This is a genomic window from Pedobacter sp. Leaf250, assembly GCF_920984735.1.
Classification (GTDB): domain Bacteria; phylum Bacteroidota; class Bacteroidia; order Sphingobacteriales; family Sphingobacteriaceae; genus Pedobacter.
In genome coordinates this window covers 60,604-87,420 of the sequence record NZ_CAKLBU010000014.1, presented here as the reverse complement: position 1 = coordinate 87,420, position 26,817 = coordinate 60,604, and the positions used below count along the sequence as shown (strand labels likewise).

Below are 26,817 nucleotides of genomic sequence, written 5' to 3'. Positions count from 1 at the left end.
ATAAGCAACATAAAATTAAACGATTTAAGCTAAAAAAAATATTTTTTAATATTAAGTTTCCAAAAACATCTAAAATTCGTCAGAACGTCTAAAATATGCCAAATTTAAAAGCTCAATATTTTAACCTTAAAAATTTAATGCTTGTTTCTACATGTCTCCTATTTTTAGGTTGTGCAAGTATGCAAACACCACAAGGTGGACCAAAAGATACTACACCACCTAAAATTTTAAGTATGACGCCGAAAAATCAAACACGAAATTTTAATGCAAAAAAAATTACGATTGAGTTTGACGAATATTTTAAACTTGTTGATGAATCAAAAGAATTTAGTATTTCACCAGAACAAGAACGGGCACCAATTTTAAAAGTTCGCTCAAAACGATTAGAAATCGACCTACAGGATACCTTAGAAAAAAATACCACCTACACATTAAATTTTGGCAAGTCTGTAGCTGATATTAATGAAAGCAATGTAGTTAAAAATCTTTCTTATGTATTTTCTACAGGCAATGAAATAGATTCTTTATCCATTAGTGGTAAGGTAAAAGGTTCATTAAATGATGAATTTGAAAAAGATGTTACTGTATTTATTTTGCCTTTAGCCAGAGATACCCTTTTTGGTAAAAAAAGACCAGCGATATATACCTTAACAGATAGTTCTGGGAACTATAAATTAAATAATCTTCGTGCAGGCCAATATAAAATATATGCACTTAAAGAAGGCAGTGGCGGCGGGGATAAAATCTATCAACAAATATCTGATGAGGTTGGCTTTCTAAAAGATCCAATAACCATAGATAAAAATCTTGAAAACATTGATTTACAAGTTTTTAAAGAACTTGCATCCGAATTTAGAGTAGTCGATCGAAAACTGGCCAATGATGGAGTAATTACGATTGTATTTAATCAGCAACTTAAGAATCCTAAACTTACTGTAACCGATCCACCAAAAGTTGATGTAGGCAAATATGTTCATTTCAATAAAACGAATGACACTGCAAAAGTTTGGCTAACAGACTTAAGTTTTGACTCCGTAAAAGTTGCCATTCAAGCTGATGGAAAGCTTTTACAAACCCTAAATTTTAATAGGGGCAAGAAGGATAATTATGTTCGTGACATTACAATATCTGATAATGCTACAGGTGGTAAACTAAATCCCTTTCAAAATTATACGTTAACTTTTCCATTTCCGATAACTGCGGTTGATGCATCCAAAATTACTTTGCTAGAGGACTCCGTAAAAAGAACAACTTTCGAATTGGTTAAGGATACTACTGATTTTTTAAAATATTATCTAAAGTATCCTTGGAAACAAAAAAGAACTTACGACATTAAATTTGGAGCTGGTACATTCACTGCTATTTTCAATGCCAAAAATAAAGAAATCAATAAAAATTTTAAACTCGAAACTACTGATAGTTATACAACTCTGGTTTATAACGTAACTGTTCCCGACTCGAGCAAAAACTATATTGTACAATTTTTGACCGAAAAAAAGGATCTCGTAAAATCATTCCCCATAAAAGGAAATACCAAACTACGTTTTGCCAATTATCCCGCTGGGAAATACATGATCCGGGTTATTTATGATGAAAATAGAAACGGCATTTGGGATACCGGAAATGTGAAAGAAGGTTTACAGCCAGAAAAGGTATGGTACCTAAAAGCTCTTTTAGATTTGAAGCCAAATTGGGAAAGGGAAGATCCTTTAGCTATACCCCCAGCTCCCAAAGAATAATTAAGGTTTAGTAAACCAGCTAGAATACATGATATAATTATCTGGCAACTTATTTAATAAAGCCCTTTGCTCATCAGTAATGGGCTTTATTTTTTTTGCTGGAGTACCGGCATAAAGAAAACCAGTTTCGCAGATGGTATTTTCCAAAACAACCGATCCAGCAGCAATAATACAGTATTGTTCAACCACAGCATGATCCATCACAATTGCACCCATGCCTATTAAAACGTTATCCTCTACAGTGCAACCATGAACAATTGCATTGTGACCAACAGAAACCCGATTGCCAATATGCGTAGATGCTTTTAAGTACGTAGCATGTATTACTGCACCATCCTGAATGTTAGATTCATTTCCGATGGTAATGGCATTTACATCCCCTCTAATCACTGCATTAAACCAAACAGAACAATTATCGCCTATGGTAACATCGCCTACAATTGTGGCGTTTTCAGCTATGAAATTATCCTTTCCTATTTCAGGAAATTTATCTTTTACAGGTAGTATTAAAGGCATAGTTAAAATGTAAGATGTATTATATTAAAGATTTGTCATGCTGAGCTTGTCGAAGCAGTTCAATTGTCTTCGACAAGCTCAGCATGACAAAGTTAAAAAACGGTATCAACTAATTCATTAGCATGATTTGGATAATCTGTTGTAAAATGCAATCCCCTACTTTCTTTTCTTTGCATGGCAGATTTTATAACCAAATAAGCGGTTTGAATTACATTACGCAATTCACATAGTTTAACAGAAACCTTATTTTTTTTGTAAAATTCTTCTGTTTCCTGATATATCAAAAACAAACGGCGATGAGCTCTTTCCAGCCTAAAATCAGAACGGACAATACCCACGTAATCGCCCATTACTTTCTGTAGTTCGCGAAGATTGTGAGTTACCAAAACATCTTCATTGCTCTGTGTAACACCTTTTGAATTCCATTCTGGGATATTATCCGGAATAACATTATTCTTAAATTTTTCAATGGCATCTTGATAAATACGATGCGCAAAAACTGTTGCCTCTAATAAAGAATTGGAAGCCAATCGATTTGCACCATGTAAACCAGTTGATGAAACTTCGCCACAGGCATAAAGATTTTTTATGGATGAACGGCCATATTCATCGACCAAAATACCACCACACATGTAATGAGATGCTGGTGTAACCGGAATAAAATCTTTAGTCATATCAATACCAATAGATAAACATTTAGCATATATATTAGGAAAGTGTTTTAAAATATCGGCTTTCTTACGCATCGTGATATCTAAATAAACGAAATCATCTCCTGATTTTTTCATTTCATTATCTACAGCTCTGGCCACGATATCACGAGGTGCTAATGATTTACGTTCATCGTATTCCAGCATAAATTCTTCACCATTTTTACGACGCAGAACGCCACCAAAACCACGAACTGCCTCAGAAATTAAGAACGATGGATACTCCCCAGGATGGTATAAAGCTGTTGGATGGAATTGTATAAACTCCATATTCCTCACTTTTCCTTTTGCACGATACACCATCGCCATACCATCGCCAGTAGCAATTACGGGGTTAGTAGTGGCAGAATATACATGTCCGGCACCTCCAGAAGCCATTACCGTTACGTTTGCCACAATCTTTTCCACATCGTTAAGCTCTGTGTTAAAGGCATATATACCATAACAGTTAATATCTTCGGTACGTTTATCAACAAACTCACCAAGGTGATGCTGGGTAATTAACTCGAGTGCGAAGTAGTGTGTTAATATCTCTATGTTCGGATTCTCATGTATTTCCTTTAAAAGTACACGCTCAATCTCATAGCCAGTGATGTCTTTATAATGCAAAACACGGTGTTCAGAATGGCCACCTTCTTTAGCTAAATCATAAAAACCTGAGTTGTCTTTATCGAAATTTATACCATAGTCAATGATCTCTTGAATTCGCTGAGGTCCCTCTTTTACAACGATTTCCACAATTTTTTCGTCGCATAATCCATCACCAGCAATTAATGTATCTTGAATATGTTTCTCAAATGAATCGTCTTTATCTACCACTACAGCAACACCGCCTTGCGCGTATTTTGTGTTCGATTCATCTTCATTTGACTTGGTAACAATTAAAACCTTACCAAACTTGGCGGCCTTTAATGCAAAACTCAAACCCGCTATACCTGAACCAATTACCAGAAAATCTACTTTTCTCATCTAAAAAACATTTACATTATCAACGCTGTTGATAACTATAGAACAACTGTTAGCTTTATGTAGAAATAAGACTAACAAATAAATTTGAATGTTTAAAGCTACTCTAAAAAGACAATTTGCCACAATCTTTTACTCAATTTTTAAGCACCTTTGTACAAGTAACTAACTTTTCATCCACTTATAAACAATTAACATTCCAACATTGATAAAATTTAAGTCGTTTTTCGATAGTGCTGAAAATCAATCTTATCATATTACAAAAATGTAATCTAAATGTTAGTAAACGATTAACAACTTACATTGAAGAACATTTTTTAGAAACTTACCAACGTTACCAACACACTAATAAACAAACAAGATTTATTTATTTAAAATAACTTATTAATTATTGAGACGTGGAAAGCTTTATCTTTGACCAACGTCAAAATTCAAAAAAGGAAAATTTAAAAATGAACATCGATGTCTTAGAAGAAATTAATAAAAAAGGATTTGTAGAGGAACACATAGACCCTACCCTTGATCTTTTTATTGAAATTGAGAAATTAAAGAAAGAGAAGAATGCCATAATTCTTGCACATTATTATCAAGAACCTGATATTCAGGATATTGCTGATTATATTGGTGATAGTTTAGGCTTATCTCAAGAGGCTGCAAAAACTGATGCTGATGTAATTGTTTTCGCCGGAGTTCATTTTATGGCTGAAACAGCGAAGATTTTATCGCCATCGAAAAAGGTTTTATTACCCGATGTAAAAGCTGGTTGCTCTTTGGCTGACAGTTGTCCGCCGCATTTGTTTAAAAAATTTAAAGAGAAATATCCAGACCACTTGGTCATTACTTATGTGAATTGTACTGCCGAATTAAAAGCATTAAGTGATATTGTTTGCACTTCTACCAATGCGGTACAAATTGTTGAAAGCTTGCCTAAAGACCAAAAGATAATTTTTGGCCCAGATAGAAATTTGGGTGCTTGGGTTGCAAAAAAAACAGGTAGAGATTTAGTGCTTTGGAACGGAGCTTGTATGGTTCATGAAATTTTCTCTCAGGAAAAAATTACAAAACTGAAAGAACGCCATCCAAATGCAAAGTTTATTGCACACCCTGAATGTGAGGAAGTAGTTTTGAAAATGGCAGATTATATTGGATCTACCACAGGACTTTTAAAATACACGATTTCTAACCCTGCAACTGAATTTATTGTAGCAACTGAAAGTGGAATTATCCACCAGATGGAGAAGGCTTGTCCTGATAAAACTTTTATTCCAGCACCACCAAATAACAGTTGCGCCTGTAACGATTGCCCGTACATGAAAAGAAATACTTTGGAAAAGCTATATTTATGTTTAAAAAATGGATTACCGGAAGTAACTGTTCCTGAACATATTATAGAACAGGCACGGAAACCTATTCAAAGAATGCTGGATATTTCGGCAGAATTGGGTTTGTAGAAACTGACACACTGAGCCTGTCGAAGTGCAAAAGTCTTCGACAAGCTCAGACTGACAATATGAAATAAACAATGAAAACAACCAACATCTTAAAAAATTACTCCGGCTTACTATGGCTCTTGGCCGGAATTACTGTTGGAAGCATAGTTGGTTTAATCTTTGGAAAAAGTGTTGAAAGTATAAAACCTTTAGGCGATATATTTTTAAACTTGTTGTTTACAGCTGTAATTCCGCTTGTATTTTTTGCAGTTTCATCAGCAATAGCAAATATAGATCGCAGTAAAAAACTGGGGAAATTACTAACTGTTATGGTATTGGTTTTCCTCTCAACTATTTTAATTTCAGCAGTTTTAACGCTCGTAGCAACTTGGCTATTTCCCATTCATCAGGCATTAGGGAATAATCCAATACCATTGGAAGAGGCAAAAATTCAATCTTTTGGAGAGCAAATGACTCAATTATTAACCGTAGGAGAATTCTATGAAATTGGTAGTCGTAAAAATATGCTGGCGCTCATTATCTTTTCTGTTTTAGTGGGTTTTTCAACTTTATATTCTGGAAAAGAAGGAGATGGTTTTAAGAATTTTTTAGTTTCAGGAAATGAAGTGATGAAGAAACTCATCATTTTAATTATGAAGTTAGGACCAGTTGGTTTGGGTGCTTATTTTGCTTATCAAGTTGGTGTTTTCGGTCCGCAGTTATTTGGTACTTACGCCAAAGCATTAGGATTATACTATGGTGTTGGCGCATTTTATTTTATAGTATTTTTTACATTATATGCTTTTATTGCCGGTGGGTTTAAGGCAATAAAAGTGTTTTGGAAAAATAATATTGTTCCATCTTTAACTTCTATTGGAACCTGTAGCAGCATTGCCACCATACCTGCAAATTTAGAGGGAACATTAAAAATGGGTGTTCCAGCTTACATTACCAATGTAACAATACCCTTGGGTTCAACTTTACATAAAGATGGTTCGAGTATTAGTTCCATTATTAAGATAGCCGTTGTATTTGCTATTTTTGGGAAAGATTTAGTACATGTTGATACCATAATTTTAGCATTAGGAATTACAGTTTTGGTGAGTATAGTGGAAGGTGGAATTCCAAATGGAGGATACATAGGAGAGTTATTAATGATTTCTGCTTACCAATTACCGCCTGAAGCATTACCCCCAGCAATGATAATTGGTACCTTAGTAGATCCTATGGCAACTTTGCTTAATGCTACTGGCGATAACGTTGCTGCGATGTTAATTGCCAGATTTACAGAGGGTAAAAATTGGATGGTAAATAAAGTGAATCAATAAAATCGTTAACCTGAATTTATTTCAGGGTCTTAATGATAAAAGATGCTGATCCCGAACAGTCGGGACAGCATGATGAGTTTTTATAAAAATAAAATCGGGGGGCAGAACCCCTTTATTGCAAAGACAAAAATTATGTTTGAAAATAAAGAGCGCACAGATATAAATGAATTAGGAGAGTTTGGTTTAATAAAACACCTGACTACTAATTTTAAAATTAGAAATGATTATTCGGTAAAAGGTGTTGGCGATGATGCAGCTGTTTTAGATGCAAAAGGTAAGCAAATCCTGGTTTCTACCGATTTACTTTTGGAAGGAATTCATTTCGATTTGGCTTATGTGCCACTTATGTATTTGGGTTATAAGGCCGTTCAGGTTAATTTGAGTGATATTTATGCCATGAACGGTAAAGCCAGCCAGATTACGGTTTCGTTAGGTTTATCCAGCAAATTTCCTTTAGAAGCCGTTGAAGAAATTTATAAGGGAATTGAATTGGCCTGCAATAAATTTAACATCGATTTAATCGGAGGTGATACCTCATCAAGCAAACAAGGATTGGTGATTAGCATTACAAGTATTGGATATGCTGATGCAGATAAGGTGACTTATAGAAACGGCGCACAGGAAAATGATTTACTTTGTGTTTCTGGCGATTTAGGTGGTGCTTATGTTGGTTTACAAATACTGGAACGGGAAAAATTAATCTATCTTGAAAACCCACAAATCCAACCAGATTTGGAAGGTAAGGATTATATTATTGAAAGGCAATTGAAACCAGAGGCACGTATGGATATCGTTGCGCTTTTGGAAGACATGGATATTAAACCTACCTCGATGATTGATGTTTCTGATGGTTTAGCATCGGAAATTCTACATTTGGCTGAACAGTCTGATAAGGGAATAACCATTTATGAAGATAAAATTCCGTTGGATCCGATGACTTATGAAACTGCCCGTGAATTGGGAATTGATCCAACAGTGTGTGCTTTAAGTGGTGGCGAAGACTACGAATTGTTATTTACCATTAGTCAGGAAGATTATAAAAAACTGAAACACGATGTAGACATTACCGTTATTGGCCACGTTACTGATAAAAATTCGGGATGTAAAATGGTTTCAAAATCAAATAATGTGCATGAATTGAAGGCACAGGGATGGAATGCTTTTAATAAGTAAAACTGAAAATAATATGAAATGGAATTTTCTAACTGCTTTAATGCTTTTTCTTTTTGCAAATTGCTTTAGTCAGGAGAAAGTTTCATCTAAAAAATTTGAAGAAATAACTTTATTAAATAGAATTGATTTTATTGAGTCAAAATACGACCAGCCTAAATTTGGTTGTGGGTTTTTATTGAAATATAAGCAAGATACATTTGCTATTACCGCAAAGCATTTATTAAAATTCATAAAATCAGATGAGATGAAAGGCGTTTCATTCGATAACGGTATAAAAAAATGGAGTATGTTTCCATTATTAAAACCAGCAGAAAATGTTGTAGTTGAAAAACTATTGAATGAAAACAAAAATGAGCCAATTACTGAGAAAACAACTTATGAGGATGATTGGCTCATTTTTTCTTTAAAGGAGAATCATAGTAAGGCTAAACCACTTGAATTTAGGGAAAAGCCACTTATACAAGGAGAAAAATTTTTTGTTGTAGGCTGGACCAGAAAAATGGAAAGTGGTGAACAAAGAGTTTATGAATTTGAATATTTTAAAACTCTTGGAAAAAGAATTCTTTTGAACGAAATTATCGTCCCAGAACAATTTGGTGGATTAAGTGGTGCACCAGTAGTAGATGAAAATGGAAAAGTTGTAGGTGTAGTATCTGGCAAAACAACCGACCCTGATTCGGGTAAATCATATTTTTCGCCTTGTGATGTTAATGGACTGAAAATATATTTAGAAAATAATGTTAATAGAAAGGATAATTGAGCTTGAAAAAGCGGCTTTAAGTTGAACAACATTCCCTATTTTTATTATAAGGCTGAGATGCATTAATAGGAAATGCTATATATGCTTTTTACTAATAGATATTAATTATGATAATCAATGAAAAAAATTATCACTCTCTTCTTTGTCTTTATATCAGGTTATTGTAATGCACAACTTTACAAAAAACTTATTGAAGTAAAGAGTAAAGATTCTGTTAATAGTGGTGAAGCAATAATTTATGGAAACTTTGTTCAAAGATTGGCTTTCTTAAGTGGTGGTTTTCCTCAAGAAATTAGAATTGCAAATAGTGAAACCGGAGAAATTTATTCGTTCAATGTTAAACCTGCATTTAAATCGGCGAAAGAAAATACTTTCATATATTTTATAAAGCCTGGTAAGTATATAATATTACATTATTGGTGGACCCAAAGCAAATGGTATGGTGGAAAATTTTATACTGAACCAATTTTTTACGGTTTAGATTCTAGAGATAGTTTAGCAACGAAGGTAAAAGCAGGTATTATAAAAGAAAATGATTTACGAAGATTTATGTTTACTGTAGAAGAAAGGTCTATAAATTACTTAGGCACTTGGCATTTTGATAAGGGTATTGTTTCTTTTACAGATGATAAAAAAAATTTGGATGAAAGAATCTCCACGAAATATCCTTTTATAAATATTTCGAAAGCAAAAATAATTATACCTCAAGCAAAAAATTAATACTTACTCTCCATCTAAATACTTTATGTCAATCTGTTTAGTAGTCTTCGCACCTAACTTTTTAATTTTTTCCGAAGTATTGGTTAAATTTCCAGCGCCTACAGAAAGTTTATTAAGTGCTTTATCGTAAGCATCCTGACCGTTTTTAATGTGTTTACCGATATTTTCCATATCAGAAACAAAACCAACAAACTTATCGTACATGCTACCGCTCAAGCGGGCAATTTCCATCACATTCCTATTTTGCCTTTCCTGTTTCCACATGCTGGCAATGGTACGCAAAGTAGCTAACAAGGTCGATGGGCTAACAATAACTACTCGTCTATCCCAGGCAAAATTAAATAGTTCCGCATCTTTTTGAACAGCAATACTAAACGAGGATTCAATTGGAACGAAGAGCAAAACAAAATCCGGAGAATTAATTTTATATAAATCCTGATAGTTTTTTGATGATAGCTCCTGAATATGGTTCTTTATCGAAGCCAAATGAGCTTTTATAAAGCCCTCACGCTCTTCATCCGTTTCGGCAGATACCGAACGCTCGTAAGCGACCAAACTTACCTTAGCGTCAACTACAAGATGTTTATCATCTGGCAAATCAATCACTACATCAGGCTGGTATCGCCCGCCTTCGGCGGATATATGCGAGGCTTGAATGCGATATTCCTGATCCTTTACCAATCCCGAACGTTCTAAAACTTTCTCCAGGATTATTTCACCCCAGTTTCCTTGCTTTTTACTATCGCCTTTTAGTGCTTTAGTTAAGTTATTGGCATCTTCCTGAATCATTTTACTTTGAATTTGAAGTTCAGAAATCACACCTTTTAAAATGTTACGTTCATCTGATTCGGCTTTGTAAACCTTTTCTACTTTATCTTCAAAAGCTTTGATGTTTTCTTTCAGCGGATTTAAAATCAAATCTAAATTTGTTCTGTTTTGCTCAACAAATCTTGATGATTTTTCTTCCAGAATTTTATTGGCGATCAGTTCGAAATCCTTATTTAATTTCTCTTGCGATTGTTCGTAACTTAATTTCTGTTCGGCCAGTTTTTCCTTCTCGGCAATATAAAAAGATCGGGTACTTTCCAATTCGCGATTGGCATCAGCCAGGCGATCGCGTTCGGCTTGCAGTTCATCTATTAAGCGCTGCTGTTCCTGTTTAAGTAAGAAGGTAATGTGTTCTTTTTCTGTAGATAAGTTAGATACTCGCTCGTCGGCTTTAGCCAAAGCAATTTTTAAAGAATCGTTCTCGGATATTGCTATTTCGAAATCTTCAATGGAAATTAATGCAACTGAAGATTGTGGCTTTTTAAAGAAAAGCAATACCAAAACCATCAATATAATAACGAGAAGCCCAATTGCAGCGTATTCCATCATGATAAAATTTTTAGTAAAAATCGAAAATTAAATCAGTTTTACCAAAATAATTCGCTATTCTTATTAGTTTCGATCTTACTGTAGATTCTCAGATATTCTGTAAGAGTTATCAAATTAATGCATTTTAATCTGCGAATCTGCGATCCAAATTTCTTAATATTGAATTTTAAATACAATCAATGAACGAATTAACAATTCTCATCTCCTGTCCTGATCAAGTTGGCTTGGTAACCAATATCACCCGAGTATTGGCCGCACAACAATTAAATATCATCGCCATGCGAGAATTTGTTGATGAAGCAAATAAGTCATTTTTCACCCGAATTGCTTGCATTGGGAATTTGGATAACAAAGGTCAGCTGGAAAAAAAGTTGCTTGAATCGCTTCCTAATGAAGCCGAAGTAAATGTAATAACACAGCAAGAAAAGCAGATTGCGGTTTTGGTAACGAAAGAATATCATTGTTTGGCAGAAATATTAATCAAGAATCAATTCAAAACCCTTGGTGCAAATGTTAAATGTGTAATAGGAAATTATGAATCGCTTCGCGATTTTAGCGAGAAACTTGGCATTCCGTATTTTTTTGTTGACCACGTTGGGAAAGATAAAGCTCAATTTGAAAATGAAATAAAGGAAATTTTGAATCAGTTCGATTTAGATTATCTGGTTCTTGCGAAATTTATGCGCATATTATCTGCCGATTTTGTGAAGGATTATGCAGGTAAAGTGATCAATATTCACCATTCTTTTTTGCCAGCTTTTATTGGGGCCAATCCATACCGTCAAGCTTTTGAACGTGGTGTAAAAATCATTGGGGCAACCGCTCATTTCGTAACTGATAATTTGGATGAAGGACCAATTATTACGCAACACACCACACATATCGACCATAATTTTGGCGTTAAGGAAATGGTTCGTGCTGGAAAAGAAATAGAGAAAAAGGTGCTTTTGGAAGCACTTGAGTTAATTTTCGAAGACCGGGTTTTTGTAAGTGGAAATAAAACTGTTATCTTTAAATAACACACAAAATTCCTGGTATGAAACTGTTATTTTGCCTCCTTGTGCTCTGCTCAATTGGAGTTAAGGAACAATATCTTTTAAAATTCGATAAACGATTGCTTGATTGCGAAAATAAATGGATTGCTTATCCGGCAGATTCAGATGGCTTTTACAGATACGGTTTTGTATATCTTGATAATTTTGCAGGCTTAACCTTTAAACCCATGGGTTTATTTAAACTCGAAAATGATTCATTTAAAGGAAAAAAAATCAACGAACAGATATCGAGAATTTATCCAAGCAAAGATTTGGTGGCTATTATTCCAGCAGATAAGTTTGATGAACTCGATCTTGTAGAAACTCCAAAATGGCTCTCCTTTTTTAAAAATGAAGCTTATATAGATCGACTATTTAGGTTGGGATACATCCATAATCAATGGGAAGAATACAAAAAAGCCATAAATTATCTTGATAAAGTTTACGCTCGTGATGATCGTTATCCTGGTTTGCATACACAAATTGCCATTGCCGAAAAAAGAAATGGTTTCACACATTTAAAGGCCGGGTATATAAGGGGATATTGCGATGCAGACAAAGAAATGGTGTCCAATTTAATATCAGCGAGAAAAATAAAACAAGCAGAAAATACTTATTACACATCTTTATTTGATTGTCCTGATGAATTAAAAAAGGCTGAAATGGCTTATATTATTGCCTTTCAATATTATAAAACCAAGGATATTGAAAAGTTTAAAAAATGGGATCAGGAAGTGAATAGATGGGTTTTGCCCTTTCCTGATTTGTACGAAAAAGTAAATCAAATGCGATTGGTTTTTTCAAATTAATGTAATTACTTATAAGTTATGGCTATGAAACTTCTACTTAGCATCTTGCTCTTTTTTAGTTTAAATGTTAAAGCACAAATTGATTTAAAATTCGACAAACTATTTCTCGATTGTGAAGATAAATGGGTAGCTGTCCCAATTGATTCTACTCAATATTACTATGGCTATGTCTACTTGGATAATTCTGCAGGGCTAACTTTTTATTTGGATGGTGCGTTTTCTATAAACAGCGCATCAAACTATGTAAAAATGAAAGTAAAAAAGATAAAAGTGAGGATAGCGCCAAACAAGTTATTGGCGGCAGAAATTCCCGCCGATCGTTTTAAGGAATTGGGCATTACACCAACACCAGAATGGTTAAAGTTATACAAAACAGATGATCAAAATGTAGATCGTTTATTTAGGTTAGGACAAACTTATAACAAGTGGGGCGATGCAGCAAAGGCACTCAAATATCTTAAACAAACTAAAAGTAAAGACAAAAAATACCCGGGTTTAGACCGGGAATTTTACTATGCGTACAATGGCAAAAAACGAGAACTCATTGCAAGTTTTTATTTAGGAGAAGCCCTTGCCGATGTATCTGAAGCCAGGCAAACCAATTGTGAATTATATAAATCGCTGGTTTTTAAGCAAACCAATGCCAATGAACTGAAGCAGGCTGAAGATATGTATTACTATGCCATAAAAGAATGTACAGATGAAACTGCAAAGGCTGATATGGCCTATAATATCGCTTTTAAATATTATAAATTAATGAATAAGGATAAACTTAAACATTGGCAAAATGAGGTATTTAGATGGATTGTACCAAACGATAGTTATGCAGAAAGAGTAGAGAAAATGACTGCTTCGTTAAATTAAATCCCTGCTTGTATTAGCATTTCGGCTACATCTTCACCCGTTTGCGATCCAATGGCTATCCCCATTCCATTGCATCTGGTTGCATAAAATATATTTTCGCTTGCTTGTGCAATTAATGGCTCAAGCTGTTTTCCAAAGGCCATAATGCCACTCCACCTTATATCGATTTCGAATTTTTGATTTGGTAAAATAACTTTTTTAAGAAGTTCTTCCAATGCATTTTGTACAACTTCTGTTTCTCCGAATTCTGTTGTTTCTTCCGCTTTGAAATCAATGTTTCTTCCGCCACCCAGTAAAATACGGTCAGCTACGTTTCTGAAATAATAGTAGCCTTTATCATAATGGAAAGTTCCGTTAATCTTTAAACCTGCAATGGGTTTCGTAATCAAAACCTGTCCTCTGCCCGGCAACAAATCAATGTTTGGTATTAGCGATTTTATAAATGCATTAGTGCTAACAATTAACTTTTTACATTTGATAATTCCATGAGGTGTAATGAGCAAATTATTGCGGCTTTCTTGCTCAATTGCATTTACATTACAATTGTTAAAAATCATAATTCCTAAGCACTGCGCATATTTTATTAAAGCAATCATCATTTTACCACTATCAAGTTGTGCCTCATATTGATTTGATATGATGTTATTTATTCCCTCAAATCCAAATAAATCAATTTTATTATTGCTTAGTGAAAAGGCATTCTTACCTACAATATCTCCTACCAAATTATTAAAATGTTCAATTTTCGATACACAGCTTTTTGCAAATTCATCTTTAGCACTTTTAAATAATTCGTAGCCTCCTAAAGGCCTATAATCAATAGTTTTATCACCTAACAAAGCACGCAACTTTAACAAACCTTTCCAGCGCTTTTCTATCATTACCTTTAAGCCGTCTGTAGTAGCAGTTTTTTCTTGTTCTATTAGTTCAGAAACACTTCCAAAACATGCAAAACCTGCATTTTTGGTGCTGGCGCCGGCGGGTAAAAAACCTCGTTCCAAAATAGCAATATTCAAATTTGGAATATTTTTCTTAAGGTGGATCGCAGCATTTAAACCCACAATCCCACTACCTACAATAATCACATCATATTTAAAAAAGCTGGTACGTTCCCAGTATGAAATGTTATTTTCCATAACCTAAATGTAGCATAAATTGTATCGTAAATATTATGGGAACGCTTTTTGATATACTGCAAACTGAAAAACATACAGAAAAGAAATGGGAGTTTATTTAGTAATAATCATCCCGGTATTATTGCTGAGCATGTTTGTGCAGTGGCGTTTCAGAAACAAGTTTTCTAGATATGCAGAAATGCAACTCAGCTCAGGGTTATCGGGCAAAGAGGTAGCAGAAAGAATGCTACATGATAACGGAATATACGATGTGAAAGTGATGAGTACCGAAGGGCAGTTAACAGATCATTACAATCCAACAGATAGAACCGTAAATTTAAGTACAGATGTATATTATAGCAGAAGCGTAGCTGCGGCAGCAGTTGCAGCTCACGAATGTGGTCATGCGGTACAGCATGCGAAATCATATTCATGGTTAAATCTGCGTAGCACTATGGTGCCTGTTGTAAGTATATCATCAAACTTATTACAATGGGTATTACTCATTGGCGTAATGTTATTGGTTTTTGCCGTAACACCAATTGTATTGGCAATAGGTGTGGTAGGTTTGGCGCTGGTAACCATATTTAGTATTATTACGTTACCTGTTGAATTTGATGCAAGTAACAGGGCTTTGGCTTGGTTGAAAAACAATCCAGGTGTTATGCAAACGCAAGAAGAGAATAGCCAGGCAAAAGATGCCTTATGGTGGGCGGCAATGACATACGTTGTAGCTGCAGTGGGTGCATTAGCCAACTTACTTTATTATGCATCAATGTTGTTCGGAAGAGGAAGAGATTAACACATTACCTATGAAAAACAATAAAGCGGTTCAGAATTATCCTGGCCGCTTTTGTTTTTTAATATAATAACTCCTGAAAAGTATTTCTATCCTCAAGAATGATGAAGCGACTAATTCAATTTATAAGGCGCTATCAATTGAAACTCTGGAATACCAACTTCAAATTCAGATTCATCCATCAAACGTTTCATTAAATAGGCACCTCTCATGCTTCCCATATCAGTTTTTAGGTTGCAACCAGATACATAAACGTGGGTTTCGCCTGGTTGAATAACTGGCTGTAAGCCAACAACGCCTTCACCTTCAACTTCCCGGCGACTGCTGTTTGAATCGAAAATAAACCATTGGCGACGCATTAATTGCACTGCATATTCAGATAGATTGGAAATTTCTACGCGGTAAGCGAACATAAAGTGCTCATTAACCGGATTTGAATATTCTGGTTGGTAAACGGTTTCTACTGAAACTTTAACTCCATCTGTAATTGCTGTAACCATTGTTTTAACGAATGTAGAAAAATCAATTCAAAAATCAAGCCATTACTTTGGTGGCGTCGTAGTTGGCAAATTTTTCTGCCACTTCTTCCAGAATGCTATAAATGCTGTTGATATCTGGCTCAGCCACTAAACGCATACGGTAAGGTTTAAAATCGGGCAAACCTTTAAAATAGTTTGCATAATGCCTGCGCATTTCGAAAATACCAGTCTTTGGTCCCTTCCACTCTAAAGATTTATCTAAGTGTGTGCGGCAAACATTTATGCGTTCATCAATAGTTGGGCCGGGCAAATGTTCCCCAGTTTTAAAGTAATGCTTCACTTCGCGGAAAATCCAAGGATAGCCAATTGCCGCCCTTCCAATCATAATTCCATCAACTTCATATTCCATGCGCCAGTTTGCAGCTTTTTCTGGGCTATCCACATCGCCATTGCCAAAAATTGGAATCTTAATACGAGGGTTTCGTTTAATTTCTCGAATCAACGACCAATCTGCCTCACCTTTGTACAATTGTGCTCTTGTTCTTCCGTGAATGGTTAATGCCTGTATTCCAACATCCTGGAGACGTTCGGCAACTTCGTAAACGTTTTTGCTGTCATCATCCCATCCCAAACGGGTTTTTACTGTAACGGGCAAATGCGAAGCTTTTACAACAGCTTCGGTCATCTTAACCATTTTGTCAATATCGCGAAGCAAACTAGAGCCTGCACCTTTACATACCACATTTTTTACCGGGCAGCCATAATTAATATCAACTAAATCGGGGCCTGCAGCCGAGGCAATTTCAGAAGCTTCACGCATGTGTTCGATATCGCCACCAAAAATTTGAATGCCAATCGGCCGTTCGTATTCGAAAATATCAAGTTTCTGTAAACTCTTTGCCGCATCACGGATCAATCCCTCTGATGAAATAAATTCCGTGTACATCAAATCTGCACCGTTTTGTTTACACACATAACGGAAAGGCGGATCGCTTACATCCTCCATGGGCGCAAGCAATAATGGGAACTCACCTAAATCTATATTTCCTATCTTTACAGACATTCTCTATCTTCAAACAATTAATAAAAACACACAAAGGTACAAATAATGAATTTTGTAACACCTAACAAGGAGGAAATCAATCCTATCTTACAATTACTTTTACTTTTATTTTACGCATTAATTGGAGGATTTGTATTTGGTCTTCTGGCAGTTGTAATCAATTTAATGATTTACGGGCTGGGTTTAGTAAGCAACTTCGACTTACTTATATCTGGCGACCCAAAATATATTACAGGGTTTAAAATCATCCAAATTTTAAGCTCAATAGGCACTTTTATTCTCCCTCCTATTGCCCTGGCATTAACTATGCAAAGAAAGGTGACAGACTTCTATAGCTTTAAAAAGCCCCAAGTTTTGCTGGTCGTTTTGGTGATGATCATCATGGTCGTAAGCATGCCATTTATGGAGTGGACAGTAATGTTTAACCAAAAAATGGTGCTGCCCGATTTTTTAAAAGGAATTGAGCAATGGATGAAAGAGAAGGAAGATGCAGCCATGAAGATTACTTATGCAATGATCAAGGTTCGAAGCAATCTCGATTTTGTCGTCAATTTAATTATGATTGCGGTTTTGCCAGCCATTGGCGAAGAATTAATGTTTCGGGGTGGTGTACAACGATCAATTACAAAAGCTTTTAATAGCCCACATTTGGCCATTTGGATTACTGCAATCATATTTAGCGCCATCCATGTTCAGTTTTATGGCTTTGTGCCACGAATGCTTTTAGGTGCCGGCTTCGGTTATTTATATTTTTATGGTGGAAGCATTTGGTATGCTGTTTTAGGTCATTTTATAAATAATGCTTATGCAGTATGTGCGGCTTTTTATATGCAGAAACATAATATGCCTTTAAACAAAGCAGATGAACCAATTGGTTTTCCCTGGTATGGCTATTTAATTAGTGCAATAATTACCATAGCTTTGTTTAAATTTTTTAAAGATAGCGCAGAACGTGAGCGAAAATTGGATTAAAGTATATACCACCAGCAACCCATTTGCTGCTGAAGTTTTAAAGCAAGGTTTAACAGAGGCCGGAATCCCTGCAGTAACCATGAATAAGCAATTATCGGCATATAATATTGGCGAAATAAATGTTTTGGTAAACAAATCGGATTTTGATAAAGCAATTGAATATATCGTTGAAAATGAAATTGAATAATATGTTATCCATTTTAAATTCTCCATTGTCAACTTTACATTTTTTAGTATGAAAACCAGGGCAATAACCGCTTTCTTTTTTACCATTGTAATGCTGGCATCTATTTTTTTAGGCAGCTACACCTTTACCATATTTTATCTTGTTTTAAGCATTTTATCACTTTTTGAATTTTACAAGCTTATTAAAAATTCAGGCATTCGTCCGCATCGGAACATTGGTTTGATTGCAGGCGCATTAATATTTTTAATGGCTGCAGGCTTACATTATTTGCAATACGATGTAAAATATTTGCTGCTTTGTATTCCGCTGATATTCTCTGTTTTTATTACCGAATTATATAAGAAGAACAAAATTCCATTTGCCAATATTTCTTACACTTTTGTAGGTTTTGTATATGTTACTATTCCATTTTGCTTTTTCCATGCATTAGGGTTTTTAAAAAATTGGAATGAGTACAATTTCCATTTTCCTTTAGCCTTTCTTTTAATGCTTTGGGCAAATGATACCGGAGCCTATTTATTTGGTGTAAAGTATGGAAAACGCAAACTTTTTGAGCGCCACTCGCCTAAAAAGAGCTGGGAAGGTTTTTTTGGAGGCATGTTTACCAGCGTTCTGGTTTCACTCGGACTATCTTTTGTTTTTAAAGAAAACCAAGCCTGGGTTTGGGCCGGTATGGCGGTTCTAATTGCCTGTTTTGGTACATTAGGCGATTTAGTAGAATCGATGTTAAAACGCAGTTTAGATACCAAAGATAGTGGCGGTTTATTGCCTGGACATGGTGGTTTGCTTGATAGATTTGATGGTTTGTTGCTGGCGGCACCGGTAGTTTACGCTTATTTATATCTGATTTTATCTTAATTATTTTGCTTTAAGTATCAATTTTTGGAAAGGTCCTGTAGTGCTCATCCAGAACTACAGCCCAGCTTTACACTATATCCCAAATGAAAAATTTGGGGATGCCGTTACAATCTGGTTTATATTGAAAGATTAATCCCCAGAATTTCTAAACACCAGTATTATACTTTCAACTTTTACTTTGCCAGAATTATTTAATCACCTGCATAGGTTTTTTATTCTCATCTATGGCTACAAAAGTAAAATCACCATGAACGGCAAGTTCTCTGCCTTCAGCATACATTTGCTCGATATAAATCTCTACATTCACTTTTAAGCTGGTATTTCCAACATGGTTTACCTTGCCAATAAGTTCTACAATTGTGCCGGCTGGAATGGGCTTTTTAAAATCTATTCTATCGCTACTTACCGTTACCATAATTTGTCTACTAAAACGTGTTGCCGTGATAAAGGCTACTTCATCCATCATGTGCATGGCTGTGCCACCGAAAAGTGTGTCATAATGATTTGTTGTATTGGGAAAAACAGCTTTGAAAATACGGGTTGTTGAGTTTTGAATTCTTTCGTTTAGGGTCATGATCATTATTTAATCGGCTAATTTACTTAAGCATGTTTAAAAACCTTGCATGTAACAAATTTACATCAGGGAAAAAAGCCATATGTTTCTCCATTATATTTGATTATCCAACAAACAACCATAAACTATGACTAAATTTTACTTTAAAAAGCTATGTTTTGCCTTTTTGATTTTCAGCAGCACTGCATTTGCGCAAGAAGTACCCTCGCCAAAATCGCATTTTGGTTTTGATATCGGTGAAAATTATCAATTGGCAAATTATGCCCAAACGGAAGCTTATTTTAAAAAGCTTGCTGAAACATCCAAACGGGTAAAACTTGTGGATATTGGAAAAACAGAAGAAGGCAGAAGCCAATACATGTTAATTGTTTCATCTCCTGCAAATCTTGAAAAACTGGCTCGCTACAAAGAAATTTCGCAACAACTGGCTCATGCTGAAATTACCACTGAACAGGCAAAAGCATTATCTCAAGAAGGAAAAGCTGTGGTTTGGATCGACGGGGGTTTACACGCCAATGAAACCGTTGGTGCGCACCAACTGATACAAACTGCTTACGAGTTTGCATCGAAAACAGACCCGGAAACGCTGAAGATTCTGGATAATGTGATCATTTTATTTACCCACGCCAATCCCGATGGACAGGAGTTGGTAGCCAATTGGTACATGAAAGAAAAAGATCCTAAAAAACGAATGTTATCAGGTTGGCCAAGATTATACGAAAAATATGCGGGGCATGATAATAACCGCGATTTTTTCATGCTAAATTTAAAGGAAACACAAAATATGGGGCGTCAGCTTTTTGTAGAGTGGATACCGCAAATTATGTATAACCACCATCAGGCTGGTCCGGCAGGAACCGTTGTAGCTGGCCCACCCTACCGCGATCCTTTTAATTATGTTTTTGATGCGACACTTTTAACCAGTTTAGATGCGGTTGGCGCTGCCATGCACACCAGACTAAATGTGGAGGCAAAACCAGGCTATACCCAACGAGGCGGATCAGTTTTCTCTACCTGGTACAATGGCGGCTTAAGAACAACTACCTACTTCCACAATATGATTGGGTTGTTAACAGAAATTGTTGGTAGTCCTACTCCATCAGAAATTCCATTGGTGCCCTCACGATTGTTACCAAATAGCGATTCGCCGAATCCTGTTACCCCACGAAAATGGTTTTTCAAAAACTCGATAGATTATTCTGTTTCATTAAACTATGCAGTATTGAATTATGCGCAACGCCATGCCGATGAATTGCTTTTTAATATCTACCAAATGGGCAAAAACTCCATTGATAGAGGTAAAAAAAATACCTGGTCTTTCTCACCGAAGAAAATAGAAGCCATTAATACTGCGGCTAAAAAAGGTGGTTCGAGCGCTGTTGATGCCGGCGATTCGGAGTTTGGTAGAAGATCGATGAGTGTAAAATATTTTGATACGGTAATGAATGCGCCAGCCAATAGAGATCCACGTGGATATATTTTGTCAGCCGATCAACCCGATTTTAATTCGGCAATTAAATTCTTAAATGCTTTGATTAGAACCGGAATCGTTGTGCATAAAGCAACTGCTCCATTTAGTGTTGCAGGGAAAAAATATCCGGCAGGAAGTTATGTGGTTAAAACAGATCAGGCTTTCCGTCCGCATGTTTTGGATATGTTTGAGCCACAAGATCATCCGAATGATTTTAAATATGATGGTGGTGCGCCAATTCCACCATACGATGCCGCAGGCTGGACTCTAGCTTATCTGATGGACGTGAAATTCGATCGCATTCAGGATGATTTCAACGGGCCATTTGAAAGAAACGCCTATGGCAGATTGTTGGTTCCCGAAAATAAAATAACTGGATCTAGCTATGTTTTAAGTGCTGCTCAAAACGATTCTTACACAGCAGTTAATGATTTATTGAAAAACAAAGTTGAAGTTTACCGGTCAAATGAAAATGGCGATTTTTATGTTTCATCAGCAGGAAAATCTATTTTAGAAAAAGCGAATGTAAAATTGAAACCCGCTTCGGCGCCTAAGAATAAAACTAAAGTTTCTGCTGCGAGAATTGCCCTTTGGGATACTTATGGCGGTTCTATGGCATCTGGTTGGATGCGCTTTATCATGGAACAATATCATTACAACGCAACCGTGATTTATCCTCAAGATATCGATGCGGGAAATTTAAAATCGAAATATGATGTGATCATTTTTGTTGGTGGTGCCATTCCTACAGTTCAGGCGGGTGGTTTTGGTGCAAGAAACTTCGGCCCTAAGGCAGAAGATATTCCGGAAGAATTTAGAAACCGTTTAGGAAGAATTTCTGCAGATAAATCAATTCCTCAGTTGAAGAAATTTTTAGAGGAGGGTGGCAATATTGTAACCATTGGCAGCAGTACAAACTTGGCCTACCACTTAAATTTACCAGTACGAAATGCTGTAGTTGAAATTATAAATGGTGAAGAAAAAAAGCTTCCGGCAGAAAAATATTATGTACCGGGAAGTGTTCTAAATGTTACTGTTGATACCAAGCAACCTGCAGTTTGGGGAATGGAAAAAGAAGCTGATGTCTATTTTGATAATAGCCCTGTTTTTAAATTAACTGGAGATGCCATAACCGCTGGAAAAATTAAGCCTTTAATGTGGTTCGAATCTGCCAAGCCACTGCGTAGTGGATGGGCTTGGGGGCAAGCTTATTTACAAGATGGCGTTACCGCGTTTCAGGCAAATGTTGGCAAGGGAAAATTATTGGCTTTTGGACCGGAAATAGCCTTTAGGGCACAAACCCATGGAACTTTTAAACTGATTTTTAATCAGCTGTATAAATAAAATCAGTTTCTGTAAGCCGCTATTCTATTGGATAGCGGCTTTTTACTTTCTGCTTACTCTGTTTTTGTATTAATCAAGTATTTTTGATTTATGAAAGTTGAAATCTGGTCGGATGTTATGTGTCCGTTTTGCTATATCGGTAAACGTCATTTTGAGCAAGCCATTGAAAAATTGCCTTTTAAAAATGAAATTGTAGTGGATTGGAAAAGCTATCAGCTTAATCCTGAATATCACAACACCAATAACGAAAGCGTTTACGATTATTTATCGCGTAGCAAGGGAATGCCACTTGAGCAGGCAAAACAAATGACCAAGCAAGTGGTTGATATGGCGGAAAACGCTGGTTTAACGATAAATTTCGACACCAATATTCCTGCTAATACTTTTAATGCACACCGATTAATTCATTTGGCAGCCAAACATGGTTTGCAGGATTTAGCTGAAGAAAAGTTGTTTGAAGCCCATTTTGTAAAAAGCAAGAACATAGGTGAAAGTGATGTTTTAATTAATCTTGCTGTGGAAATTGGTTTAGATAAAACCGAAGCCGAAGAAGTTCTAAATAGCGATCAATTTGCTGAAGCGGTTCGTTATGATATTTATGAAAGCCAAAATTTAGGGATTCGTGGCGTGCCTTATTTTGTAATGGATAGGAAGTATGGTGTTTCGGGTGCGCAACCTGTAGACGCATTCACCGAAGCGCTAACGCAAAGTTTTAAGGAATGGAAATCACTTCAGCCTAAAACGAATCTAACTTCTTTGAATAAAAACAATGATGCGATTTGTGATGAAAATGGCTGTGAGATATAATTTTAATTTCCTGCAGAGAACGCAGAATTTATCTACAAAAATCTTTTTTATTTACCGTCGTTGCGAGGCACGAAGCAATCTTAATGCTTTTGTTATCGTAGCGATCGTTGTAGGATTGCTTCGTGCCTCGCAATGACGATTTCGGAAAGGAATTATCTATTCCCATTCTTCAATGGCGTTAATAAATACTCCAATCCATTAACTCGGATTTCGAACATTGTTGCCATTAAATCGCCTAACTTCCCTTTCGGAAAACCTTTATCCTTATACCAAAGCAAGTAACTTTCTGGGATGTTGCAAATCAAATAACCCTTGTACTTTCCGTAAGGCATTTGCATTTTCACTAAATCGAGTAATAAGGTTGGATCCATTTAGTCGATTAATTCTAAAGTTTCAATAGCTTCTTCAACTGTGTTGATATTATCAAAGGCAATGCGTAAAGTATTTTTAACTTCTTTCAGGTTGCACATCCGTGGATGATTTTGAGCAAAAGTTAAGATCCTGGTAAAAGTATTCGAATCAAAATAAGCAGATTGTTTATCGCTTAAAAAATAACCACGTAAGCTATTTTTCTTAAAACTGATTTTTTCAAAACCCAATTTCTTGCCAAGCCATTGTAATCGCACCACACTTAACATGGTTTTAACCTGCGGCGGCACCGGACCGAAACGGTCGGCTAAGTGCTTTTCGAAAACAGCCAGTTCGGTCTCATTATCCAGTTTAGAAAGTTCAGTGTATAAATTGTAACGTTCAGTAATATTGGTAATGTAAGCGTCAGGAATGTATAATTCTAAATCGGTATCAACCTGTGTAAAACCTACAAACGGACGAGCAGGTTCATTTTCAAACAAACCTTTAAATTCGGCTTCTTTAAGCTCCTGGATGGCCTCATCCAAAATCTTATGGTACATTTCAAAACCAATTTCGGCAATAAAACCACTTTGTTCTGCACCTAACAAATTTCCGCTACCACGGATATCCAGATCCCGCATAGCTACATTAAAGCCGCTGCCCAAATCTGAAAATTCTTCGATGGCGCTCAAACGTTTTCTGGCTTCAGAAGTTAACGTAGAAAGTGGCGGTGACAACAAATAACAAAAGGCCTTTTTATTGCTTCTGCCCACGCGGCCACGCATTTGGTGTAAATCGCTCAAGCCAAACATGTGCGCATGATTGATGATAATGGTGTTGGCATTCGGAATATCCAAACCAGCTTCAATTATGGTAGTAGCAACCAAAACATCTTTTTCTCCATTAATAAAATCGAGCATCACATCTTCTAAAGCATCTCCATCCAATTGGCCATGGGCAAGACCAATTCGAGCTTTTGGAACTAATTTTTGAATTAATCCACCCAATTGCATCAAATCGTTAACACGGTTATGTACAAAGAAAACCTGTCCGCCTCTATCCAATTCGAACTGTACTGCTTCTTGAATCAATTTATCATTGAAAACATGAAGTTCGGTATTTACGGGTTGGCGATTTGGCGGTGGTGTACTAATAATCGATAAATCGCGGGCACCCATTAAAGAAAAGTGTAAAGTTCTTGGAATCGGTGTGGCGGTAAGTGTTAAGGTATCTACATTTACACGAACAGCTTTTAATCTTTCCTTTGCAGTTACACCGAATTTTTGCTCTTCATCAATAATCATGATGCCCAAGTCTTTAAACTTTACATCCTTGCTCAATAAACGGTGTGTGCCAATCAAAATATCAACTTTTCCTGCTGCGGCTTCGGCCAGGGTATCTTTAATCTGCTTATTGGTTTTAAAGCGATTAATGTAATCTACTGTAACCGGAAAGTCTTTTAAACGGGAAGAAAATGTTTTGAAATGTTGCAGGGCCAAAATAGTTGTTGGCACTAAAACAGCCGCTTGTTTGCCTTCCGTAACAGCTTTAAAAGCAGCACGCACTGCAATTTCGGTTTTACCAAACCCAACATCGCCGCAAACCAATCGATCCATAGGATGAGGTGATTCCATATCCTTTTTCACATCCTGAGTCGCTTTTAACTGATCTGGAGTATCCTCATAAATAAAGGAAGCCTCAAGCTCGGTTTGCAGATAACTATCCGGAGAAAAAGCCGTTCCCGCTTGCGTTTTACGCAGGGCATAGAGCCTGATCAAATCGCGGGCAATGTCTTTAACTTTTTTTTTTGTAGTCTTTTTGAGTTTATCCCAGGCGTCGGTTCCTAATTTATTCATTTTTGGAACGCCGCTTTCTTTACCGCTGTATTTCGCAATGCGATTTAGCGAATTGATATTCACGTACAGCAAATCGTTATCCGCATAAATCAGGCGGATCATTTCCTGTGTTTTGCCATTTACATCAACTTTCTCCAAGCCGGCATATTTTCCAATACCGTGATCAATGTGGGTAACATAATCGCCAGATTTCAGTTCACGAAGATCTTTCAGTGTAATTGCCTGACTTTTCTGATAACCCTTTTTAAGTTTATATTTATAGTAACGATCGAAAATTTGATGATCGGTGTAAAAAGCAGTCTGAATTTGAGGATCGACAAAACCCTCACGCAACATGCTGTTGATCGGCGTAAATTTTGCCGTTTTATCAATATCTTCTAAAATGGCGTATAAACGCTCTATTTGCTTTGGCGAATCAGTAAAAATGAAATTTACTATTCCAGCTTTTTCATTCTCCTTTAAATTGTGAATTAGGAGATTAAAATCTTTGTTGAAAGATGGCTGTGGCTTGGTTTCGAATTCAAAGCGATTGTCGGTTTTATAAAAGAACTGTTTACCAAATTCGATAATTGGAAAATCCTGAAGATGATCGCCCAATAATTTTTCATCCGTAAAAGCAAACTTTGGATCAATCCATTCCGGATTTTTATTTTTATCATCGAGCGAGAGTGCCTTCCAAAGTTCAACCGCTTTCTTGTAACCTGCTTTTACAATATCAAGGGTAAATTCAACATCTTTAAACCAAAGCTGCGTATCCTGATCAATATAATCGAGAATGCTAATATTGCTTTCCGTTAAAAACTTTGCCTGTACATTAGGTACAATAGTTAGTGATTTTACATCGTTTACCGAAAGCTGACTTTCGATTTCAAAACTGCGGATACTTTCCACTTCATCGCCGAAAAACTCAATGCGGTAAGGTAAATCGGAAGAGAAAGAAAAAATATCGACAATACCGCCACGAATAGAAAACTGCCCGGGTTCGTAAACAAAATCACGCCGATCGAAATCGTAATCGATTAAAAATTCATTAATAAAATCGATGCCCAATTTAGCGCCCAGACTTATTTCTAGAGTATTTTTTTCCAACGCGGAGCGATCAATTACTTTTTCAGCGATAGCCTCCGGGTACGAAACCACAATTTTTCCATATTCCGAATCGTGATTCAATTCATTTAAAACTTCAGCACGTGCCAATACATTTGCAGTATCCACTTGCGTAAAATCGAATGATTTTCGGTATGATGAAGGAAACAGCAAAACCTGCTTATCTAAAACACTTTCCAAATCAGATTGAAAATAAGCAGCTTCTTCTCTATCTGGAAGAATAAAAAGCAAGGGTTTATGAAGTATAAAATACGAGGAAAGCGCAACAATGGCATCGGCAGAACCCACCAATCCCTTTAATTGTATCTTCGGGTTTTTGGTACTGTTTAACGCTTTGGTAAATTCGGTTACCCTATCGTCGGTTTTGTATCTGTTTATTAAATCGCGAATGTTCAAGGCACAAAAATA

At 36.0% G+C, this 26,817-nt stretch carries 24 protein-coding genes; 15 read left to right on the top strand and 9 right to left on the bottom strand.

Annotated features, from left to right (window positions below):
* Nucleotides 1–95: 95 nt before the first annotated feature.
* A complete protein-coding gene (locus tag LUA91_RS13935; protein ID WP_231426658.1) occupies nt 96–1,739 on the top strand; it encodes an Ig-like domain-containing protein in 1,644 nt (547 codons plus the stop codon).
* Here LUA91_RS13935 and LUA91_RS13930 read toward each other — a convergent pair whose 3' ends face one another.
* Nucleotides 1,740–2,255 carry a gamma carbonic anhydrase family protein gene (locus LUA91_RS13930; RefSeq protein ID WP_231426657.1) on the bottom strand — a complete coding sequence of 172 codons (516 nt, stop codon included), beginning with the start codon at nt 2,253–2,255 and terminating at the stop codon, nt 1,740–1,742.
* 92 nt (nt 2,256–2,347) lie between these two features.
* On the bottom strand, nt 2,348–3,934 hold the full coding sequence (gene nadB / locus LUA91_RS13925; protein ID WP_231426656.1) for an L-aspartate oxidase: 1,587 nt from the start codon (nt 3,932–3,934) through the stop codon (nt 2,348–2,350).
* Between the two features lie 395 nt (nt 3,935–4,329).
* Between nadB and nadA the strand changes: the two genes are divergently transcribed.
* The 5 genes from nadA to LUA91_RS13900 all read left to right on the top strand — a co-directional run bounded on the left by nadA (nt 4,330) and on the right by LUA91_RS13900 (nt 9,342).
* A complete protein-coding gene (gene nadA, locus LUA91_RS13920) occupies nt 4,330–5,382 on the top strand; it encodes a quinolinate synthase NadA (RefSeq protein ID WP_255717816.1) in 1,053 nt (350 codons plus the stop codon).
* A 71-nt stretch (nt 5,383–5,453) separates the two neighbouring features.
* On the top strand, nt 5,454–6,689 hold the full coding sequence (locus LUA91_RS13915; RefSeq protein WP_231426654.1) for a dicarboxylate/amino acid:cation symporter: 1,236 nt from the start codon (nt 5,454–5,456) through the stop codon (nt 6,687–6,689).
* 132 nt (nt 6,690–6,821) lie between these two features.
* Entirely contained in the window at nt 6,822–7,862 is a 1,041-nt protein-coding gene (gene thiL, locus LUA91_RS13910) for a thiamine-phosphate kinase (RefSeq protein ID WP_231426653.1), read from the top strand.
* Between the two features lie 13 nt (nt 7,863–7,875).
* Nucleotides 7,876–8,622 (top strand): trypsin-like serine protease, encoded by a 747-nt coding sequence (locus LUA91_RS13905; protein ID WP_231426652.1) that lies wholly within the window; start codon nt 7,876–7,878, stop codon nt 8,620–8,622.
* A 117-nt stretch (nt 8,623–8,739) separates the two neighbouring features.
* Nucleotides 8,740–9,342, top strand: coding sequence for a hypothetical protein (locus LUA91_RS13900; protein WP_231426651.1), 603 nt, complete (start codon nt 8,740–8,742; stop codon nt 9,340–9,342).
* Nucleotides 9,343–9,345: 3 nt separating this feature from the next.
* Here LUA91_RS13900 and LUA91_RS13895 read toward each other — a convergent pair whose 3' ends face one another.
* Entirely contained in the window at nt 9,346–10,716 is a 1,371-nt protein-coding gene (locus LUA91_RS13895) for a DNA recombination protein RmuC (protein ID WP_231426684.1), read from the bottom strand.
* A gap of 182 nt (nt 10,717–10,898) precedes the next feature.
* Here LUA91_RS13895 and purU point away from each other — a divergent pair, with 182 nt between their 5' ends.
* The 3 genes from purU to LUA91_RS13880 are packed head-to-tail and all read left to right on the top strand — an operon-like array spanning nt 10,899 to nt 13,426.
* Nucleotides 10,899–11,738, top strand: coding sequence for a formyltetrahydrofolate deformylase (gene purU / locus LUA91_RS13890; protein ID WP_231426650.1), 840 nt, complete (start codon nt 10,899–10,901; stop codon nt 11,736–11,738).
* A 17-nt stretch (nt 11,739–11,755) separates the two neighbouring features.
* Nucleotides 11,756–12,562 carry a hypothetical protein gene (locus tag LUA91_RS13885; RefSeq protein WP_231426649.1) on the top strand — a complete coding sequence of 269 codons (807 nt, stop codon included), beginning with the start codon at nt 11,756–11,758 and terminating at the stop codon, nt 12,560–12,562.
* Nucleotides 12,563–12,586: 24 nt separating this feature from the next.
* Nucleotides 12,587–13,426, top strand: a complete 840-nt coding sequence (locus LUA91_RS13880) for a hypothetical protein (protein WP_231426648.1) — start codon at nt 12,587–12,589, stop codon at nt 13,424–13,426.
* Here LUA91_RS13880 and LUA91_RS13875 read toward each other — a convergent pair.
* Nucleotides 13,423–14,562, bottom strand: a complete 1,140-nt coding sequence (locus LUA91_RS13875) for an FAD-binding oxidoreductase (protein ID WP_231426647.1) — start codon at nt 14,560–14,562, stop codon at nt 13,423–13,425. The two genes, LUA91_RS13880 and LUA91_RS13875, sit on opposite strands and share 4 nt — an antisense overlap.
* Before the next feature lie 85 nt (nt 14,563–14,647).
* On the opposite strand from LUA91_RS13875, the gene LUA91_RS13870 reads away from it, so the two are divergent.
* Nucleotides 14,648–15,343 (top strand): zinc metallopeptidase, encoded by a 696-nt coding sequence (locus LUA91_RS13870; RefSeq protein WP_056850603.1) that lies wholly within the window; start codon nt 14,648–14,650, stop codon nt 15,341–15,343.
* Nucleotides 15,344–15,453: 110 nt separating this feature from the next.
* On the opposite strand, the gene apaG is transcribed toward LUA91_RS13870, so the two are convergent.
* Both apaG and dusB read right to left on the bottom strand, forming a co-directional pair.
* Nucleotides 15,454–15,840: a Co2+/Mg2+ efflux protein ApaG gene (gene apaG / locus LUA91_RS13865; RefSeq protein WP_231426646.1), complete on the bottom strand. Its 387-nt coding sequence runs from the start codon at nt 15,838–15,840 to the stop codon at nt 15,454–15,456.
* Between the two features lie 34 nt (nt 15,841–15,874).
* Complete coding sequence (gene dusB, locus LUA91_RS13860; protein WP_231426645.1) at nt 15,875–16,882, bottom strand: tRNA dihydrouridine synthase DusB; 1,008 nt, start codon at nt 16,880–16,882, stop codon at nt 15,875–15,877.
* A gap of 45 nt (nt 16,883–16,927) precedes the next feature.
* On the opposite strand from dusB, the gene LUA91_RS13855 reads away from it, so the two are divergent.
* Genes LUA91_RS13855 through LUA91_RS13845 form a run of 3 tightly spaced genes read left to right on the top strand, consistent with a single transcriptional unit; the run spans nt 16,928 to nt 18,899 of the window.
* Nucleotides 16,928–17,854 (top strand): CPBP family intramembrane glutamic endopeptidase, encoded by a 927-nt coding sequence (locus LUA91_RS13855; RefSeq protein ID WP_231426644.1) that lies wholly within the window; start codon nt 16,928–16,930, stop codon nt 17,852–17,854.
* A complete protein-coding gene (locus LUA91_RS13850) occupies nt 17,835–18,041 on the top strand; it encodes a DUF2007 domain-containing protein (RefSeq protein WP_056850599.1) in 207 nt (68 codons plus the stop codon). Before LUA91_RS13855 ends, LUA91_RS13850 begins: the two co-directional genes overlap by 20 nt.
* A 48-nt stretch (nt 18,042–18,089) precedes the next feature.
* Nucleotides 18,090–18,899 carry a phosphatidate cytidylyltransferase gene (locus LUA91_RS13845; protein ID WP_231426643.1) on the top strand — a complete coding sequence of 270 codons (810 nt, stop codon included), beginning with the start codon at nt 18,090–18,092 and terminating at the stop codon, nt 18,897–18,899.
* Nucleotides 18,900–19,086: 187 nt separating this feature from the next.
* On the opposite strand, the gene LUA91_RS13840 is transcribed toward LUA91_RS13845, so the two are convergent.
* Entirely contained in the window at nt 19,087–19,473 is a 387-nt protein-coding gene (locus tag LUA91_RS13840) for an acyl-CoA thioesterase (RefSeq protein ID WP_231426642.1), read from the bottom strand.
* Between the two features lie 127 nt (nt 19,474–19,600).
* On the opposite strand from LUA91_RS13840, the gene LUA91_RS13835 reads away from it, so the two are divergent.
* Both LUA91_RS13835 and LUA91_RS13830 read left to right on the top strand, forming a co-directional pair.
* Nucleotides 19,601–22,288 carry a M14 metallopeptidase family protein gene (locus LUA91_RS13835; protein ID WP_231426641.1) on the top strand — a complete coding sequence of 896 codons (2,688 nt, stop codon included), beginning with the start codon at nt 19,601–19,603 and terminating at the stop codon, nt 22,286–22,288.
* Nucleotides 22,289–22,378: 90 nt separating this feature from the next.
* On the top strand, nt 22,379–23,095 hold the full coding sequence (locus LUA91_RS13830) for a DsbA family protein (RefSeq protein WP_231426640.1): 717 nt from the start codon (nt 22,379–22,381) through the stop codon (nt 23,093–23,095).
* Nucleotides 23,096–23,247: 152 nt separating this feature from the next.
* Here the strand turns inward: LUA91_RS13830 and LUA91_RS13825 are convergent, their stop codons facing one another.
* Together LUA91_RS13825 and mfd are read right to left on the bottom strand one after the other, a co-directional pair.
* Nucleotides 23,248–23,466 carry a DUF3820 family protein gene (locus LUA91_RS13825; protein WP_010599371.1) on the bottom strand — a complete coding sequence of 73 codons (219 nt, stop codon included), beginning with the start codon at nt 23,464–23,466 and terminating at the stop codon, nt 23,248–23,250.
* Nucleotides 23,467–26,805: a transcription-repair coupling factor gene (mfd, locus tag LUA91_RS13820; RefSeq protein WP_231426639.1), complete on the bottom strand. Its 3,339-nt coding sequence runs from the start codon at nt 26,803–26,805 to the stop codon at nt 23,467–23,469. It lies immediately after the preceding gene.
* Between the last annotated feature and the right edge of the window lie 12 nt (nt 26,806–26,817).

Bases quoted from the DNA above. Each gene is read 5' to 3' on its own strand.
- LUA91_RS13935 (WP_231426658.1), top strand. From the start codon at position 96: ATGCCAAATTTAAAAGCTCAATATTTTAACCTTAAAAATTTAATGCTT.
- LUA91_RS13930 (WP_231426657.1), bottom strand. From the start codon at position 2,255: ATGCCTTTAATACTACCTGTAAAAGATAAATTTCCTGAAATAGGAAAG.
- nadB (WP_231426656.1), bottom strand. From the start codon at position 3,934: ATGAGAAAAGTAGATTTTCTGGTAATTGGTTCAGGTATAGCGGGTTTG.
- LUA91_RS13915 (WP_231426654.1), top strand. From the start codon at position 5,454: ATGAAAACAACCAACATCTTAAAAAATTACTCCGGCTTACTATGGCTC.
- thiL (WP_231426653.1), top strand. From the start codon at position 6,822: ATGTTTGAAAATAAAGAGCGCACAGATATAAATGAATTAGGAGAGTTT.
- LUA91_RS13905 (WP_231426652.1), top strand. From the start codon at position 7,876: ATGAAATGGAATTTTCTAACTGCTTTAATGCTTTTTCTTTTTGCAAAT.
- LUA91_RS13900 (WP_231426651.1), top strand. From the start codon at position 8,740: ATGAAAAAAATTATCACTCTCTTCTTTGTCTTTATATCAGGTTATTGT.
- LUA91_RS13895 (WP_231426684.1), bottom strand. From the start codon at position 10,716: ATGGAATACGCTGCAATTGGGCTTCTCGTTATTATATTGATGGTTTTG.
- purU (WP_231426650.1), top strand. From the start codon at position 10,899: ATGAACGAATTAACAATTCTCATCTCCTGTCCTGATCAAGTTGGCTTG.
- LUA91_RS13885 (WP_231426649.1), top strand. From the start codon at position 11,756: ATGAAACTGTTATTTTGCCTCCTTGTGCTCTGCTCAATTGGAGTTAAG.
- LUA91_RS13880 (WP_231426648.1), top strand. From the start codon at position 12,587: ATGAAACTTCTACTTAGCATCTTGCTCTTTTTTAGTTTAAATGTTAAA.
- LUA91_RS13875 (WP_231426647.1), bottom strand. From the start codon at position 14,562: ATGGAAAATAACATTTCATACTGGGAACGTACCAGCTTTTTTAAATAT.
- LUA91_RS13870 (WP_056850603.1), top strand. From the start codon at position 14,648: ATGGGAGTTTATTTAGTAATAATCATCCCGGTATTATTGCTGAGCATG.
- apaG (WP_231426646.1), bottom strand. From the start codon at position 15,840: ATGGTTACAGCAATTACAGATGGAGTTAAAGTTTCAGTAGAAACCGTT.
- dusB (WP_231426645.1), bottom strand. From the start codon at position 16,882: ATGTCTGTAAAGATAGGAAATATAGATTTAGGTGAGTTCCCATTATTG.
- LUA91_RS13855 (WP_231426644.1), top strand. From the start codon at position 16,928: ATGAATTTTGTAACACCTAACAAGGAGGAAATCAATCCTATCTTACAA.
- LUA91_RS13845 (WP_231426643.1), top strand. From the start codon at position 18,090: ATGAAAACCAGGGCAATAACCGCTTTCTTTTTTACCATTGTAATGCTG.
- LUA91_RS13840 (WP_231426642.1), bottom strand. From the start codon at position 19,473: ATGACCCTAAACGAAAGAATTCAAAACTCAACAACCCGTATTTTCAAA.
- LUA91_RS13835 (WP_231426641.1), top strand. From the start codon at position 19,601: ATGACTAAATTTTACTTTAAAAAGCTATGTTTTGCCTTTTTGATTTTC.
- LUA91_RS13830 (WP_231426640.1), top strand. From the start codon at position 22,379: ATGAAAGTTGAAATCTGGTCGGATGTTATGTGTCCGTTTTGCTATATC.
- LUA91_RS13825 (WP_010599371.1), bottom strand. From the start codon at position 23,466: ATGGATCCAACCTTATTACTCGATTTAGTGAAAATGCAAATGCCTTAC.